Source organism: Pseudomonas sp. RT4P38, assembly GCF_054897765.1.
Window position 1 is genome coordinate 6,355,668 of record NZ_CM142703.1, and the last position, 15,210, is coordinate 6,370,877.

At 59.7% G+C, this 15,210-nt stretch carries 14 protein-coding genes; 6 read left to right on the forward strand and 8 right to left on the reverse strand.

Features of this window, described 5'->3' with window-relative positions:
• Positions 1-171: 171 nt before the first annotated feature.
• The 6 genes from ACYZT7_RS29645 to bioB form a co-directional block, all read right to left on the reverse strand.
• Positions 172-468: a pyrroloquinoline quinone biosynthesis protein PqqE gene (locus tag ACYZT7_RS29645; RefSeq protein WP_462039227.1), complete on the reverse strand. Its 297-nt coding sequence runs from the start codon at positions 466-468 to the stop codon at positions 172-174.
• 122 nt (positions 469-590) lie between these two features.
• On the reverse strand, positions 591-1,271 hold the full coding sequence (gene bioD, locus ACYZT7_RS29650; protein ID WP_462039228.1) for a dethiobiotin synthase: 681 nt from the start codon (positions 1,269-1,271) through the stop codon (positions 591-593).
• Positions 1,271-2,080, reverse strand: a complete 810-nt coding sequence (gene bioC, locus ACYZT7_RS29655) for a malonyl-ACP O-methyltransferase BioC (protein WP_462039229.1) — start codon at positions 2,078-2,080, stop codon at positions 1,271-1,273. The genes bioD and bioC overlap by 1 nt, the downstream gene beginning before the upstream one ends.
• Positions 2,073-2,804, reverse strand: a complete 732-nt coding sequence (locus ACYZT7_RS29660) for an alpha/beta fold hydrolase (protein ID WP_462039230.1) — start codon at positions 2,802-2,804, stop codon at positions 2,073-2,075. Before ACYZT7_RS29660 ends, bioC begins: the two co-directional genes overlap by 8 nt.
• A complete protein-coding gene (bioF, locus tag ACYZT7_RS29665) occupies positions 2,797-3,975 on the reverse strand; it encodes an 8-amino-7-oxononanoate synthase (protein ID WP_462039231.1) in 1,179 nt (392 codons plus the stop codon). Before bioF ends, ACYZT7_RS29660 begins: the two co-directional genes overlap by 8 nt.
• Before the next feature lie 174 nt (positions 3,976-4,149).
• Positions 4,150-5,205 carry a biotin synthase BioB gene (gene bioB / locus ACYZT7_RS29670; RefSeq protein ID WP_449645297.1) on the reverse strand — a complete coding sequence of 352 codons (1,056 nt, stop codon included), beginning with the start codon at positions 5,203-5,205 and terminating at the stop codon, positions 4,150-4,152.
• A 91-nt stretch (positions 5,206-5,296) separates the two neighbouring features.
• On the opposite strand from bioB, the gene ACYZT7_RS29675 reads away from it, so the two are divergent.
• The 5 genes from ACYZT7_RS29675 to rarD all read left to right on the forward strand — a co-directional run bounded on the left by ACYZT7_RS29675 (position 5,297) and on the right by rarD (position 11,055).
• Entirely contained in the window at positions 5,297-6,037 is a 741-nt protein-coding gene (locus tag ACYZT7_RS29675; protein ID WP_462039232.1) for a ComF family protein, read from the forward strand.
• Between the two features lie 63 nt (positions 6,038-6,100).
• Positions 6,101-6,865 carry a TOBE domain-containing protein gene (locus tag ACYZT7_RS29680; RefSeq protein ID WP_462039233.1) on the forward strand — a complete coding sequence of 255 codons (765 nt, stop codon included), beginning with the start codon at positions 6,101-6,103 and terminating at the stop codon, positions 6,863-6,865.
• 58 nt (positions 6,866-6,923) lie between these two features.
• Positions 6,924-8,825, forward strand: a complete 1,902-nt coding sequence (locus ACYZT7_RS29685) for a PhoX family protein (protein WP_462039234.1) — start codon at positions 6,924-6,926, stop codon at positions 8,823-8,825.
• Between the two features lie 191 nt (positions 8,826-9,016).
• The gene (locus tag ACYZT7_RS29690) at positions 9,017-9,991 is read left to right on the forward strand and encodes a serine/threonine protein kinase (RefSeq protein ID WP_462039235.1); all 975 of its coding nucleotides are present in this window, start codon (positions 9,017-9,019) and stop codon (positions 9,989-9,991) included.
• A 176-nt stretch (positions 9,992-10,167) separates the two neighbouring features.
• On the forward strand, positions 10,168-11,055 hold the full coding sequence (gene rarD, locus ACYZT7_RS29695; RefSeq protein WP_462039236.1) for an EamA family transporter RarD: 888 nt from the start codon (positions 10,168-10,170) through the stop codon (positions 11,053-11,055).
• Between the two features lie 215 nt (positions 11,056-11,270).
• Here rarD and ACYZT7_RS29700 read toward each other — a convergent pair whose 3' ends face one another.
• Positions 11,271-11,789 (reverse strand): glycine cleavage system transcriptional repressor, encoded by a 519-nt coding sequence (locus tag ACYZT7_RS29700; protein WP_007947710.1) that lies wholly within the window; start codon positions 11,787-11,789, stop codon positions 11,271-11,273.
• Between the two features lie 479 nt (positions 11,790-12,268).
• Here ACYZT7_RS29700 and ACYZT7_RS29705 point away from each other — a divergent pair, with 479 nt between their 5' ends.
• Entirely contained in the window at positions 12,269-14,446 is a 2,178-nt protein-coding gene (locus tag ACYZT7_RS29705) for a malate synthase G (protein WP_462039237.1), read from the forward strand.
• 67 nt (positions 14,447-14,513) lie between these two features.
• Here the strand turns inward: ACYZT7_RS29705 and ACYZT7_RS29710 are convergent, their stop codons facing one another.
• Entirely contained in the window at positions 14,514-14,963 is a 450-nt protein-coding gene (locus ACYZT7_RS29710; RefSeq protein WP_462039238.1) for a response regulator, read from the reverse strand.
• Positions 14,964-15,210 lie beyond the last annotated feature (247 nt).

Below are 15,210 nucleotides of genomic sequence, written 5' to 3' on the forward strand. Positions count from 1 at the left end.
CGCCGATCTTTTGCCATTCGTCATCACGCCATGGGAATACCGGGCACAGCGCAGGGCAACACCGATGACTGAGCAACACGCAGTGCAGGAAAGATTAGTTGTGCGAGAAAGACTTACGCGGAAAAACGCCGCGAAAAGTCGCGGCGTCGAAGAAGCGGATTGAGCGAGGGATCAGGCGAATGTATCGATCAACGTACCGAGCACTTCGTCGGATGCCTTGGCGACTTTGGCACCCAGCTCAATTTGAAATTTGCCCTGGGACATCTCGACCATGTTACTGGCCAGGTCCGACTGCTGACTGCGATCGACTGAACGCAGACGATCAACCTGAGCCTCGGAAGACTGGCTGGTCACCGAGCGCTCGATCGTAGTGTTGGCGATCTGGCCAGAGGCTTGATCGACACGGTTCTGCCCTGTCTGAATAGTGCTCAGACCGGCATAAAAAGCGGTGTTTCCTGAGATTTCCATGGGAGAACTCGTCCTTGCAAAGGATCAACAGCGGCCATTGAACCAGACCCACCAGCAAAAGGCCCGACAAAAACACTAATGGCACAGTGCCTTGTCATAGTTAAAACCCCAGCCAAAAACCTTCAGTCCAGCAAGTCCAGTTGAAGATGCTCGGCCACCGCCTCGGCGGTCACCAACTTGAGTTTCGGCACCCGCCCCAGGCACGGTGCCGGGATCCGCTCAGCGAGGGTCGCAAGGTTTTCTTCCAGACGCGCAGTCTTCGGATCGATGATATTGGCCACCCACCCTGCCAACTGCAAACCGTCCTGAGCAATTGCCTCGGCCGTCAGCAGCGCATGGTTGATGCAACCCAGACGCACACCCACCACCAGAATCACTGGCAGATCCAGCGCCATCGCCAAGTCCGACAGATTGTCCTGATCTGCCAAAGGCACCCGCCAGCCTCCGGCACCTTCGATCAAGGTGAAATCCGCCTGCATATCGAGGATCTCCCGCATTGGCGCCAACAATGATTGCACCGTCAATGCCACACCGGCCTCCCGTGCCGCCAGATGCGGAGCGATGGCGGGTTCGAACGCCACAGGGTTGACCTGTGCATAAGTCAAAGGCACCGAGCACTCCGCCAGCAACGCCAATGCATCGGCGTTGCGCAAGCCCTTGGGCGTCACATCGCAGCCGGAGGCGACCGGCTTGCCCGCCGCCGTACTCAATCCCGCCGACCGCGCGGCATGCAGCAAGCCTGCGGCAATGGTGGTTTTGCCGACGTCAGTGTCCGTGCCGGTGATGAAATACGCTGAGCTCATTAGGGTTTCTCCAAAACGGCGTACACCACTTGATAAGTCGCCGGCAGACCTTCGACCTGACGAAATTGCTCATAGGCCTCGATCAAGCCGAGGATCCGCGCCCTGCCGGTCAAACCACCCGGCCGACCGGGGTTCAGGTTGTGCGCGCCCAGTGCCTTGAGTTCATGGGTCAGGCTGCGCACATCCGGGTAATGCAACACGTGCGGCCGGGTTTCCAGGCTCGCGACGCTCAAACCGCTGGCCGCGCACAGCTGTTGATAAACCCCGAACTCGCGGAAGCGGTTGACGTGCACCATGCCGTCCACCTGACGCCAGCTGTCACGCAGTTCAAACAACGTGCCCACGCACAGACTAGCAAACGCGAAAACTCCGCCCGGTTTTAGCACCCGATGTGCCTCACTGAGCACCGAGGCGAAGTCTGCACACCACTGCACCGCCAGGCTGGAGAAGATCAAATCGCAGGTTGAATCCTGCAACGGCAACCGCTCGGCATCGCCTGCAATGAAATGCGTTGCACCCCCCAATGGCCGGGCATGATTGAGCATGCCCTCGGCGATGTCCAATGCCAGTCCGTTACTGGCAGGAAATCGCTCGCCCAATGCGCGGCTGAAATGCCCGGTGCCGCAGCCCAGATCCAACCAGCGAGCCGGGGAAAAACCCTCCGGCAACCGGCTCAACAATTGGCTGCCAACATCACGCTGCAATTCGGCCACGCTGTCGTAGCTCGCCGCCGCACGGGAAAAGGATGCCGCCACCTGGCGTTTATCGGGCAAACCGCCGGGCAGGTTAGGAAGGGATAAATCAGTCATCACCGAACTCATGCAAAAAGGCCTGGATCGCCCCCGCCACACCGTGGGGGTCTTCCAGAAGAAACGCGTGGCTGGCCTGTTCAATCAGACCGATTTCGACGTCCGGCAGCAATGCCAGCAGGTCCCCCGCCGCTTCGGCCGGAACCAGTCCGTCGAGGCCGGCGAACAAATGCAATTGCGGACCGCGGAATGCCTGTAATGCCTCGCGGGTATCCAATTGTGCGAGCAACTCCAGGCCGCTCATCAGCACATCAGGCGACGTGTGTGGCGCGCCACCGAGCAACAGCCGCGACAACCCGCGTGGATCTTTAGCGCCCTGGGCACAGAGCAGCGAAAAGCGTTTCAACGTTATGCGCGGATCGGTGTGACAACCCGCCAGAAACGCATCGAAGGTCTCACCGGGCATCGCGCTCGGCCACTGCTCATGGGCGACAAACGAAGGATTGCTCGCCAGGGTCAGCAAGCCGCAGCAACGATCGCCGCGCCGCGCCGCCAACTCGGAAGCGAGCATGCCGCCCAGGGACCAGCCACCGAGCCAGACATCCTGAGGCACCGTCGAATCGAGTTCATCGAGCCATTCTTCAAGCGTGCTCGACACCAACTCTGGCAATGGTTCGATCTCGACCTGCAGGTGTTCATCCAGCCCCTGTAACGCGGCGGCCAAAGGTTCCAGCGGCGAAATGCCGAGGCCCCAGCCAGGCAGCAGAATCAAACGATTACGCATGGCTTGGCTCCGGTCCCAGTTGTTGAAAACAATCGGCCAGTCCATTTAACAATAGCTGCACCTGCGCTTCGCTGTGCGCGGCGGTCAGGGTCACGCGCAGACGAGCGCTGCCGGCGGGCACGGTCGGTGGACGAATCGCTGTCACCATCAGACCGCGTTCGCGCAACATCTGCGACAGTCGAACCGCACGCCCGGCATCGCCGATCATGATCGGCTGGATCGGCGTGAAGCTGTCCATCAACTCCAGGCCGATCTGCTCGGCACCGTGGCGGAATTGGCGGATCAGCGTTTTCAGATGCTCACGTCGCCAGTGTTCGCTACGCAGCAGCTCAAGGCTTTTCAGCGTTGCGCAGGCCAGCGCAGGCGGCTGGCTCGTTGTGTAAATGTAAGGACGGGCGAACTGGATCAGGCTCTCGATCAGCTCTTCGCTGCCGGCGACAAAAGCCCCGGCCGTACCGAACGCCTTGCCGAGGGTGCCGACCAATACCGGTACGTCTTCCTGACTCAGGCCGAAATGCTCGACGATCCCGCCGCCATGGGCGCCCAGCGGACCAAACCCGTGAGCGTCATCGACCATCAACCATGCACCTTTGGCTTTTGCCTCCCGAGCCAGCGCCGGCAGGTCGGCGATGTCGCCGTCCATGCTGAACACGCCGTCGGTGACGACCAGGGTGTTACCGGTGGCCTTCTCTAGACGCTTGGCCAGACTCGCCGCGTCGTTGTGCAGGTAGCGATTGAAGCGCGCACCGGACAACAGCCCCGCATCCAGCAGTGACGCGTGATTGAGCCGGTCTTCCAGCACCGTATCGCCCTGCCCCACCAACGCAGTGACTGCGCCGAGGTTGGCCATGTAACCCGTGGTGAATAGCAACGCGCGTGGGCGACCGGTGAAATCGGCCAAGGCCTCTTCCAGCGCGTGATGCGGGCTGCTGTGGCCGATGACCAAGTGCGACGCCCCGCCGCCGACACCCCAACGGGTTGCCCCGGCGCGCCAGGCTTCGATCACTTGCGGGTGATTGGCGAGGCCCAGGTAGTCGTTGTTACAGAACGCCAGCAACGGCTGACCATCGACCACCACTTCCGGGCCTTGAGGGCTTTCGAGCAATGGGCGTTGGCGATAAAGATTTTCGGCACGACGGGCAGCAAGGCGCGCGGCGAGATCGAAAGACATGCAGGCCTCAAAGGTCAGATCACAGAGTGCGAAAGTTGCACTGGTCCCTGTGGGAGCGAGCTTGCTCGCGATGGCGTCGGCCCAGTCGACATCAATGTTGAATGTCAGTCCGTCATCGCGAGCAAGCTCGCTCCCACAGTGTTTTGCATTCCTTCAGAGGAATCGGTGGAGGCTTCAAACAGCAGCGTTATAGAACTGCTCGCTGCTCTTCTGCTCCACCAGCGCCTGCTCGATAGCCGCCTGATGGACTTCGTCAGCGTGCTCTTCGCGCGCTTCCGGCAGGATGCCCAGTCGCGAGAACAGTTGCATGTCCTTGTCGGCCTGCGGGTTGGCGGTGGTCAGCAATTTATCGCCGTAGAAAATCGAGTTGGCACCGGCGAAGAACGCCAGGGCCTGCATCTGCTCGTTCATCGCTTCGCGGCCGGCGGACAGGCGCACGTGGGATTGCGGCATCAGGATGCGGGCGACAGCGAGCATGCGGATGAAGTCGAACGGGTCGATATCGTCGGCATTTTCCAGCGGCGTACCGGCGACTTTCACCAGCATGTTGATCGGCACCGACTCAGGATGCTCCGGCAGGTTGGCCAACTGGATCAGCAGATTGGCGCGGTCATCAAGCGACTCGCCCATGCCGAGGATGCCGCCGGAGCAGATCTTCATTCCCGAATCACGTACATAGGCCAGGGTTTGCAGGCGCTCGCTGTAAGTACGGGTGGTGATGATGCTGCCGTAGAACTCAGGCGACGTATCGAGGTTGTGGTTGTAGTAGTCGAGGCCGGCGTTGGCCAACGCTTCGGTCTGATCCTGATCCAGGCGACCGAGGGTCATGCAGGTTTCCAGGCCCATGGCTTTCACGCCTTTGACCATTTCCAGCACGTAAGGCATGTCTTTGGCCGACGGATGTTTCCACGCCGCGCCCATGCAGAAACGGGTAGAACCGATGGCCTTGGCGCGAGCGGCCTCTTCGAGGACCTTCTGCACTTCCATCAGCTTTTCTTTTTCCAGGCCGGTGTTGTAGTGACCGGACTGCGGACAATATTTGCAATCTTCCGGGCAGGCACCGGTTTTGATCGACAGCAGCGTCGACACCTGGACCCGGTTGGCGTCGAAATGTGCGCGGTGCACCGTCTGCGCCTGAAACAGCAGGTCATTGAATGGCTGAACGAAGAGTGCTTTGACTTCGGCCAAAGACCAGTCATGACGCAGGGTTGCAGTGGTGCTGGCGCTCATGGGCGTTTCCTTGTTTTATGCATGGCTTGCGGCTGGGGAATGGAATACCCACAGACGCGACACGGATGTTCGGCATATTTAAGGAAGAGCGATGCGCTGTCAACCACGATACGATGGACCGGTTTACATCTGGTTAAAAAACAAACAATTTTGCCTGCTCTGCGCAGAAGCGGCGGATGAAAGCACGCCGATCTGCATGGCCTGTGAAACGGAGTTGCCCTGGCTGGGCGATCAATGCCAGACCTGCGCACTGCCCTTGCCCGCGGCGGGCCTGACGTGTGGCCAATGTTTGAAGCAACCGCCGGCCTTCGAGCGGGTCGCCGCGCCCTGGACTTACAGCTTTCCCGTCGACACGCTGATCACACGCTTCAAGCACAGCGCCAAGTGGCCGTTTGGCCGCCTGCTCGCCGAACTTCTCGGTCAATACCTGCAACATCGCTTCGATGAGGATCTGGATCGGCCGGATGCGCTTATCCCGGTTCCGATGGCCTCCAAACGTCTGCGCCAACGCGGTTTCAACCAAGCCGCGATGCTCGCCCGCTGGCTTTCCGTCAGCCTCGACATTCCTTGCGATGAAACGCTGTTGCTGAGGATTCAGGACACCAACGCGCAACAGGACCTGAATGCCGACGCTCGCAAAAAGAATCTGCGTAACGCCTTTGCTCTGGCAGCCGATGCTTCCATCAACGGTCGTCACCTGGCGCTGGTGGATGACGTGCTGACCACCGGCGCCACGGCCCAGGCATTGGCTCGCTTGTTGATGGACGCCGGCGCCGCGCGGGTCGACGTCTATTGCCTGGCCCGCACACCCAAACCCGGTGATATGGCCTGACTTGACTCCCGAGCCCCAAGCCGCCAACGTCCTCCCCATCGTCACAGCCCAAAGCGTCTTGCCATGTCCTTGCCTACATTGTTGTCCCAGCACATTGTCCGTCGTCCGCAGCGCATCGCGTTGCTGCAACATATCGCCGAACAAGGCTCGATCACCCGCGCCGCGAAAAGCGCGGGTCTGAGCTACAAGGCCGCGTGGGATGCCATCGACGAGTTGAACAACCTCGCGCAAAAACCGCTAGTGGAACGCAGTGTCGGCGGCAAGGGCGGCGGTGGCGCCAAACTCTCAAGCGAGGGCGAGCGCGTATTGCGTCTGTATCAAAAGCTCCAGGCCTTACAGGCCCAAGTGCTGGAAGCTGCTGAAGATGCCAGCGATCTTGACCTGCTCGGTCGACTGATGCTCAGAACCAGCGCGCGTAATCAACTGCATGGAAAGGTCGTGGCGACCGATAACCAAGGGCACAACGACCGGATTCGTCTTGAATTGGCAGAAGGCTTGAGCATCGATGCACAGATCACTCATGACAGCACCCTGCGTCTGGAGCTTGAAACCGGCACCGAAGTGGTCGCACTGATCAAGGCCGGCTGGCTGGAATTGCTGGGTATCGACCAAGACGCAATAGCCGGCAACAATTGCCTAAACGGCATCATCGAAGAAATTCTCGACGCAGAAGACGGACCCAGCGAAGTACGTATCGGCCTGCCCAATGGGCAGACGCTGTGTGCACTGGCCGAACCGCTGCACATGCGAACCCTCGGGCTTGCCCCCGGCAAACCGGTGCGGGTGCAATTTGCCCCGTCCAACGTTTTGCTCGGTACACCGCTCTGAAACATTAGCGTCATTAACGCGCTTTAAGGTGACTGCAAAAACCCGCAGGGAGCCTGATGTGAGCCTATTAGAAGACAACCAATCCACCGACCTCGAGAAAATGGTCGGTCTCAGCCGTCGTGGCTTCATCAGCGCCGGCGCCCTTTGCGGTGCAGCAATGTTCCTGGGCGGCAACCTGCTGAGCCGCAGCGTGCTGGCCGCCAGCGTCAGCGCCGGCTCCAGCAAACTGTTGGGTTTTGACAGTATTTCCGCCGCCACCAGCGACGCCATCAGCCTGCCCCCAGGCTACAAGTCTTCGGTGTTGATCAGTTGGGGGCAGCCCCTGCAGAACAACGGCCCGGCGTTCGACGCGAGTGGCAACGGCACGGCCGAGCATCAGGAAATCCAGTTCGGCGACAACAACGACGGCATGAGCCTGTTCGAATTTCCCGGTGACAACAACCGGGCGCTGATGGCGATCAACAACGAATACACCAACTATCGCTACCTCTACGCTCACGGCGGCATGCCGCAGTCGGCTGCAGACGTGCGCAAGGCGTTGGCCTGTGAAGGCGTGTCAGTGATCGAAGTGCAGCGCAAGAACAGCCAGTGGCATTTCGTCCAGGGCTCGCGCTACAACCGGCGCATTCACGGCAACGCGCCGATCAGTCTGAGCGGTCCGGCCGCCGGCCACGCGTTGTTGAAAACCAGTGCCGACCCACACGGCAAGAACGTCCTTGGCACCTTCCAGAATTGCGCCAACGGCAAGACGCCGTGGGGCACGTATCTGACCTGCGAAGAGAACTTCACCGACTGCTTTGGCAGCAGCAGTGCCGAGCAAAAGTTCGACGCCGCGCAGAAACGCTACGGCGCGGTGGCGGCCAGCAAAGAGATCAACTGGCATCAACACGATGAACGCTTCGACCTGGCGAAAAACCCCAACGAACTCAACCGTCACGGCTGGGTGGTGGAAATCGACCCGTTCGACCCGCAATCGACGCCGGTCAAACGCACCGCGCTGGGTCGTTTCAAACATGAAAACGCAGCCCTTGCCGAAACCAATGACGGTCACGCCGTGGTGTACATGGGCGACGACGAGCGCGGCGAGTTCATCTACAAATTCGTCAGCCGCGACAAGATCAACCACAAAAACCCCAAGGCCAACCGCGACCTGCTGGACCACGGCACCTTGTACGTGGCGCGCTTCGACGCGGGCGACGGCAACGCCGATCACCCAAAAGGCCAGGGCGAATGGATCGAACTGACCCACGGCAAAAACGGCATCGACGCCAGCAGCGGTTTCGCCGATCAGGCCGAAGTGCTGATTCACGCGCGCCTCGCGGCCAGCGCGGTGAAAGCCACGCGCATGGACCGTCCGGAGTGGATCGTCGTCAGCCCCAAGGATGGCCAGGTGTATTGCACGCTGACCAACAACGCCAAGCGTGGCGAGGATGGCCAGCCGGTGGGCGGACCCAACCCGCGCGAGAAAAACGTCTATGGGCAGATTCTGCGCTGGCGCACCGAGCGTGACGATCACGGTTCAAAAAGCTTTGCCTGGGATCTGTTCGTGGTCGCCGGCAACCCGGGCGTCCACGCCGGCACGCCGAAGGGCGGTTCGTCGAACATCACGCCACAGAACATGTTTAACAGCCCGGATGGGTTGGCTTTCGATGATGCCGGACGGTTGTGGATTCAAACCGATGGCGACTCGAGCAATGCCGGTGATTTCGCGGGAATGGGCAACAATCAGATGCTCTGCGCTGACCCGGTAACCGGGGAGATTCGTCGTTTCATGGTCGGGCCGGTGGGCTGTGAGGTGACAGGGATCAGCTTCTCGCCGGACCAGAAGACTTTGTTTGTCGGAATTCAGCATCCGGGGGAGAACGGTGGGTCGACGTTCCCTGAGCATCTGCCGAATGGCAAGCCGCGGTCTTCGGTGATGGCGATTTCCCGGGAAGATGGCGGGATCGTCGGCGCCTGATAGGCCGCCATCGCGAGCAAGCTCGCTCCCACATGGGATTTGCGGAGTGTCGCAGGTCCAGTGTGGGAGCGAGCTTGCTCGCGATGGCGGCATCACAAACACCACTCATCTCAAGCCCAGCCCCTAAAGAACCCCCGTCTGCGCTACCATGCTTGGCCGGACGCGGCAGCCTGCTGCGCGCAGGAGTCAGCATGGCCCACCCGTTTGCAACCCTCACCCCAGACCTCGTGCTCGATGCCGTCGAAAGCATCGGCTTTCTCAGCGACGCGCGCATTCTGGCGCTCAACAGCTATGAGAACCGTGTCTATCAGGTCGGCATCGAAGACTCCGAGCCGCTGATCGCCAAGTTCTACCGTCCGCAGCGCTGGACCAACGAAGCGATTCTCGAAGAGCACCAATTCACCTTCGAACTCGCCGAGTGCGACGTGCCGGTGGTCGCGCCGATGATTCACAACGGTGCCAGCCTGCATGAACACGCCGGTTTCCGATTCACCCTGTTCCCCCGCCGTGGTGGCCGTGCGCCAGAGCCCGGCAATCTCGATCAGCTGTATCGCCTCGGCCAACTGCTCGGTCGCCTGCACGCCGTCGGCGCTACAAAGCCGTTCGAACACCGCGAAGCGCTGGGCGTGAAGAACTTCGGTCATGACTCGCTGACGACATTGCTCGAAGGCAATTTCATACCGCGCAGTTTGCTGCCAGCCTACGAGTCGGTGGCCCGCGACCTGCTCAAGCGTGTGGAAGAGGTCTACAACGTTACGCCGCACAAGAACATCCGCATGCACGGCGACTGCCACCCCGGCAACATGATGTGCCGCGACGAGATGTTCCACATCGTCGACCTGGACGACTGTCGCATGGGCCCGGCGGTCCAGGACATCTGGATGATGCTGGCGGGTGATCATCAGGAATGTCTCGGTCAGTTGTCGGAATTGATGGACGGCTACAGTGAGTTCCACGACTTCGATCCGCGGGAACTGGCGTTGATCGAACCGCTGCGCGCCTTGCGCCTGATGCACTACAGCGCCTGGCTCGCCCGCCGCTGGGACGACCCGGCGTTCCCGCACAGTTTTCCGTGGTTCGGCAGTGAACGGTATTGGGGCGACCAAGTGTTGGCCTTGCGCGAACAACTTGCAGCCCTGAATGAAGAACCCCTAAAACTCTTCTGACTCACCTCGAAACCCTGTGGGAGCGAGCTTGCTCGCGATGACGGTCCAACATTCAAAATCATTGTTGAACGATTTACCGCCATCGCGAGCAAGCTCGCTCCCACAAGGTCCGCGACATATTCCGAATAATCTCCTTACAATCCCCTCTTTGTTAGCTGCCTAAGCAAGGATTCTGCATGCAAGCCGCCAACCCGCGTCGCGGGTACATCCTGGGCCTGAGTGCCTATATCATCTGGGGACTTTTCCCGCTCTACTTCAAAGCCATCGCCAGCGTTCCCGCCGTGGAGATCATCATCCACCGCGTGCTCTGGTCCGCGCTGTTCGGCGCCTTGCTGCTGATGGTGTGGAAACATCCGGGCTGGTGGCGCGAGTTGCGTGACAACCCGAAACGCCTGGCGATCCTGGCCCTGAGCGGCACGCTGATTGCGGCCAACTGGCTGACCTACGTCTGGTCGGTGAACAACGGGCGCATGCTCGAGGCCAGCCTCGGTTACTACATCAACCCGCTGGTGAACGTGCTCTTGGGCATGCTGATCCTTGGCGAACGGCTGCGGCGCATGCAATGGCTGGCGGTTGGTCTGGCGGCGGTCGGCGTCGCGCAACAGGTCTGGCAAGTCGGCAGCCTGCCTTGGGTGTCCCTGGTGCTGGCGCTGACCTTCGGCTTTTACGGACTGATCCGCAAGCAGGCACCGGTCAAGGCGTTACCTGGACTGGTGGTGGAAACCTGGATGCTGGTGCCGATTGCCGTCGCGTGGTTGCTGTTCAACCCCACCGCGAGCAGCGCTCAAGCCGAATTCTGGACCACGTCCGAAGCCTGGTGGCTGGTGGCCGCCGGTCCGGTGACGTTGGTGCCGCTGGTGTGTTTTAACGCCGCTGCACGGCATTTGCCTTACACGACGCTGGGATTTCTCCAGTACTTGGCGCCGACGTTGGTATTGCTGCAAGCCGTTCTGCTGTTTGATGAACACTTGTCATCCAGCACCCTCGTGGCGTTCATCTTTATCTGGGCTGGCCTGGCGGTTTACAGCGTCGATGCGGTGATAAGTTTGCGTCGCCGCCGCTGATCAAAAAACATACTAATCTCCACAGGCCACGTTCTATGTGGCCTGTATCGATCATTCCCAAGGTTATCCACAGCCTGATCCCCGGCGTTTGTGCGCAACTTGTTGAAACTGCTGGTTTTTTGATCAGAATCTGAAGAGCCCCGGCCGACGTGGCCTGGCGGGCTGTCTCTACAGGTTATCCACAGGCAGGTGCACGTATAACTTGGATAACCTCTTCAGGGTTCACTGCGCAGTACCAATTCGACCATCAAATCGTCCGCCAGGGTTTCCAGTCGCGATTGCAGCACGTCCAGAGACAGCGTCAGCGGCACGGCGAGAATCGCTTCAGCGTGAAACAAAGGCTCGCTGCTCATCGGCGCCGGACGTACTTCGGTCACCAGACGCTCCAGGTTCACCCCCTGCTCACTCAGCAGACGCGTGATGTCGCGTACGATCCCAGGGCGGTCATTGCCCACCAATTCCATGGCAATCGGTTTCCAGGTGCACGATTGCTCGATGCCGCTTTCGGCAATCAGCACGCGAATGCCATGGGCGGACAACGCCTGTAGGGCATCCACCAGTTCATCGTAGGCCTCGGCCGGCACGCCCACACGAAGAATCCCGGCGAACTGCCCGGCCATGCGTGACATGCGACTTTCCAGCCAGTTACCGCCGTGCTCGGCAATGCACTGGGCGATGCGCTCGACCTGCCCTGGCTTGTCTGGAGCGAATACAGTGAGTACGAGGTGGTCCATGGCGCAGCCCTCTTGTCATGACTTTTGTTATAGAAGACCAAGTATAGGCAAGGGTCGGGAATCGGCTCGGCGCCTCGGAAAACCAAAGCGCCATAGCAGTGAACCGAAGATTATGTGTACAAGTTTTTATATTTAACTGGAACAATCCAATAGTTTTTTGAGAACATCCCGTTCCCCAGCATGACTGCAATGCGTCATGGGGTCGCAGAACGACGTAATTAGTCTAATTTTCACAACCGCAATTCATCATGTAGTATGCCGCAGCGCGCACTACATAACGTTGGATCGATGTCTGCCACAGGCACAGTCGCAACCCTGAAAGCCCCGTCAGCAAGGCATCCAAGCCGTTGATTGGACCGAACCCAGCCGCCCGAACGGGCATGTACTGGCAGACGGGTTTGTGGTTTAAATGGCCAGAGGCTTCATTGTCAAAATTGAAGAGCTGAAAAGCGAAATAGCTGAGCAGAGTGAGGCAAGCAATGACTGAACACGTTCAAGTCGGTGGCCTGCAGGTCGCCAAAGTCCTGTTCGACTTCGTGAACAACGAAGCCATTCCCGGTACCGGCCTCACCGCCGATAAGTTCTGGGCCGGTGCCGACAAGGTCATTCATGACCTGGCACCGAAGAACAAAGCCCTACTCGCCAAACGCGGTGATATCCAGGCTCGTATCGATGGCTGGCACCAATCCCGTGCCGGTCAACCACACGACGCCGTGGCCTATAAAGCCTTCTTGCAAGACATCGGTTATCTGCTGCCAGAAGCGGCTGATTTCCAGGCAACGACGCAAAACGTCGATGACGAAATCGCCCGCATGGCCGGCCCACAGCTCGTGGTTCCGGTGATGAACGCCCGCTTCGCGCTCAATGCCTCGAACGCCCGTTGGGGTTCGCTGTATGACGCGCTCTACGGCACCGACGCCATCAGCGAGGCTGACGGCGCGGAAAAAGGCAAAGGCTACAACAAGGTTCGCGGTGACAAGGTCATCGCCTTCGCCCGCGCCTTCCTCGACGAAGCGGCGCCATTGGCTGCCGGCACTCACGTCGATTCCACCGGCTACAAGATCGTTGACGGCAAACTGGTGGTCGCCCTCAAAGGCGGCAGCAATACCGGCCTGCGCAACGATGCACAGCTGATCGGTTTCCACGGCGATGCAGCCGCACCGACCGCGATCCTGCTGAAGAACAACGGCCTGCACTTCGAAATCCAGGTCGACGCCAGCACCCCGGTCGGCCAGACCGATGCTGCCGGCCTCAAAGACATCCTGATGGAAGCCGCGCTGACCACCATCATGGACTGCGAAGATTCCGTCGCCGCCGTCGATGCCGATGACAAAGTGGTGATTTACCGCAACTGGCTCGGCCTGATGAAGGGCGATCTGTCAGAAGAAGTCTCCAAGGGCGGTCAGACCTTTACCCGCACCATGAACGCCGATCGCACTTATACCGGTGTCGATGGTAAAGAACTGAGCCTGCACGGTCGCTCGCTGCTGTTCGTGCGTAACGTCGGTCACCTGATGACCATCGATGCGATCCTCGACAAGGATGGCAATGAAGTGCCGGAAGGCATTCTCGACGGCCTGGTCACCAGCCTGGCAGCGATCCACAGCCTCAACGGCAATAACTCGCGCAAGAACAGCCGTACTGGCTCGGTCTATATCGTGAAGCCGAAGATGCACGGCCCGGAAGAAGCGGCGTTCACCAACGAGTTGTTCGGTCGCATCGAAGAAGTACTCGGTCTGCCGCGCAACACGCTGAAAGTCGGGATCATGGACGAGGAACGCCGTACCACGATCAACCTCAAGGCCTGCATCAAGGCCGCCAGCGAGCGTGTAGTGTTCATCAACACCGGTTTCCTCGACCGTACCGGCGATGAAATCCACACCTCCATGGAAGCCGGCCCGATGGTGCGCAAGGCCGACATGAAGGCTGAGAAGTGGATCGGCGCCTACGAGAACTGGAACGTCGATATCGGGTTGAGTACCGGCCTGCAAGGTCGTGCCCAGATCGGTAAAGGCATGTGGGCCATGCCGGACCTGATGGCAGCAATGCTCGAACAGAAAATCGCTCACCCGATGGCCGGCGCCAACACCGCTTGGGTTCCATCGCCGACCGCTGCTGCGCTGCACGCGCTGCACTACCACAAGGTCGACGTGTTCACCCGTCAGGCCGAACTGGCCAAACGTGCGCGCGCTTCGGTGGATGACATCCTGACCATCCCGTTGGCCGTCAATCCAGACTGGACTGCAGAGCAGATCAAGAACGAACTGGACAACAACGCCCAGGGCATTCTCGGTTACGTGGTGCGCTGGATCGACCAGGGCGTCGGTTGCTCGAAAGTGCCGGACATCAATGACATCGGTCTGATGGAAGACCGTGCGACGCTGCGGATTTCCAGCCAGCACATCGCCAACTGGCTGCGTCACGGCATCGTCACCGAAGATCAGGTCATGGAAAGCCTCAAGCGCATGGCGCCGGTGGTTGACCGTCAGAACGCCAACGACGCGCTGTACCGTCCACTGGCACCCAACTTCGACAGCAACATCGCCTTTCAGGCGGCGGTCGAACTGGTGGTCGAAGGCACGAAGCAGCCGAACGGCTACACCGAGCCGGTCCTGCACCGTCGTCGCCGCGAGTTCAAGGCTGCCAATGGCCTGTAACTGAGCGCTGACGCCGGATAAAAAAAAGCCCTGATCGAGAGATCAGGGCTTTTTTGTTTCAGTTCGATTACTGCACATCCATTCCCAACTCATGCTTGACCAGCGCCAACAGCTTGCCGGTATCGACAGGCTTGAGCAGGAAGTCAACCACGCTCAAATGCATCGCAGCGATCGCATCTTTCACGTCGGCGTCACCGGAAACAATGATGATCGGCATTGCCGCCCGAACCGATTCACGAACCTGCCGGATCAGGTCCAGACCATCGACATTTCCCATCCGCAGATCGGTAATCACCAAGCCAATCGATGGCATGGTCTCCAACATCTTGAGTGCAGTTTCGCCACTGGCGGCAGTCATGCAGCGCACCCCGTCCAGCGCCAGAATCTCCGACAGCAGCTCACGCGCGTCTTTATCGTCGTCGACGATCAGCACCCGCTGCGGCGGCAGGTCAGGTTCCTGCATGACCGCAATCAGCGCCTCGCGCTCGGCGTCACTCAAAATATCGTGGTCGGACATGGCTTACTCTACGTTTTCATTTCAATTTCCTAGCTCATCCGTCAGACATCGCTAAGCAGACCTTCAATGTGCACTTCGTCGGAAAGTTTTCCTATAGCTAATCCAGGAGGTTTTTCCCACAGTTGCGTCAGACATATCCCAAATGCCGACAGCTTCACTGCCTACCTAGACTTACGTCCAATGGGCACCCTGCGCGCAGGGGCCGACCATGAGTAGTCATCCGACAACAACAATTCAAAAAAGACTG

Excerpts from the sequence above, each read along its gene's own strand:
- bioC (WP_462039229.1), bottom strand. The coding sequence starts at position 2,080 with ATGACTGATTTATCCCTTCCTAACCTGCCCGGCGGTTTGCCCGATAAA.
- ACYZT7_RS29690 (WP_462039235.1), top strand. The coding sequence starts at position 9,017 with ATGGCCCACCCGTTTGCAACCCTCACCCCAGACCTCGTGCTCGATGCC.
- ACYZT7_RS29700 (WP_007947710.1), bottom strand. The coding sequence starts at position 11,789 with ATGGACCACCTCGTACTCACTGTATTCGCTCCAGACAAGCCAGGGCAG.
- bioF (WP_462039231.1), bottom strand. The coding sequence starts at position 3,975 with ATGTCTTTCGATCTCGCCGCGCGCCTTGCTGCCCGTCGTGCCGAAAAT.
- rarD (WP_462039236.1), top strand. The coding sequence starts at position 10,168 with ATGCAAGCCGCCAACCCGCGTCGCGGGTACATCCTGGGCCTGAGTGCC.
- bioB (WP_449645297.1), bottom strand. The coding sequence starts at position 5,205 with ATGAGCGCCAGCACCACTGCAACCCTGCGTCATGACTGGTCTTTGGCC.
- ACYZT7_RS29705 (WP_462039237.1), top strand. The coding sequence starts at position 12,269 with ATGACTGAACACGTTCAAGTCGGTGGCCTGCAGGTCGCCAAAGTCCTG.
- ACYZT7_RS29675 (WP_462039232.1), top strand. The coding sequence starts at position 5,297 with ATGCGCTGTCAACCACGATACGATGGACCGGTTTACATCTGGTTAAAA.
- ACYZT7_RS29710 (WP_462039238.1), bottom strand. The coding sequence starts at position 14,963 with ATGTCCGACCACGATATTTTGAGTGACGCCGAGCGCGAGGCGCTGATT.
- ACYZT7_RS29680 (WP_462039233.1), top strand. The coding sequence starts at position 6,101 with ATGTCCTTGCCTACATTGTTGTCCCAGCACATTGTCCGTCGTCCGCAG.
- ACYZT7_RS29645 (WP_462039227.1), bottom strand. The coding sequence starts at position 468 with ATGGAAATCTCAGGAAACACCGCTTTTTATGCCGGTCTGAGCACTATT.
- ACYZT7_RS29660 (WP_462039230.1), bottom strand. The coding sequence starts at position 2,804 with ATGCGTAATCGTTTGATTCTGCTGCCTGGCTGGGGCCTCGGCATTTCG.
- bioD (WP_462039228.1), bottom strand. The coding sequence starts at position 1,271 with ATGAGCTCAGCGTATTTCATCACCGGCACGGACACTGACGTCGGCAAA.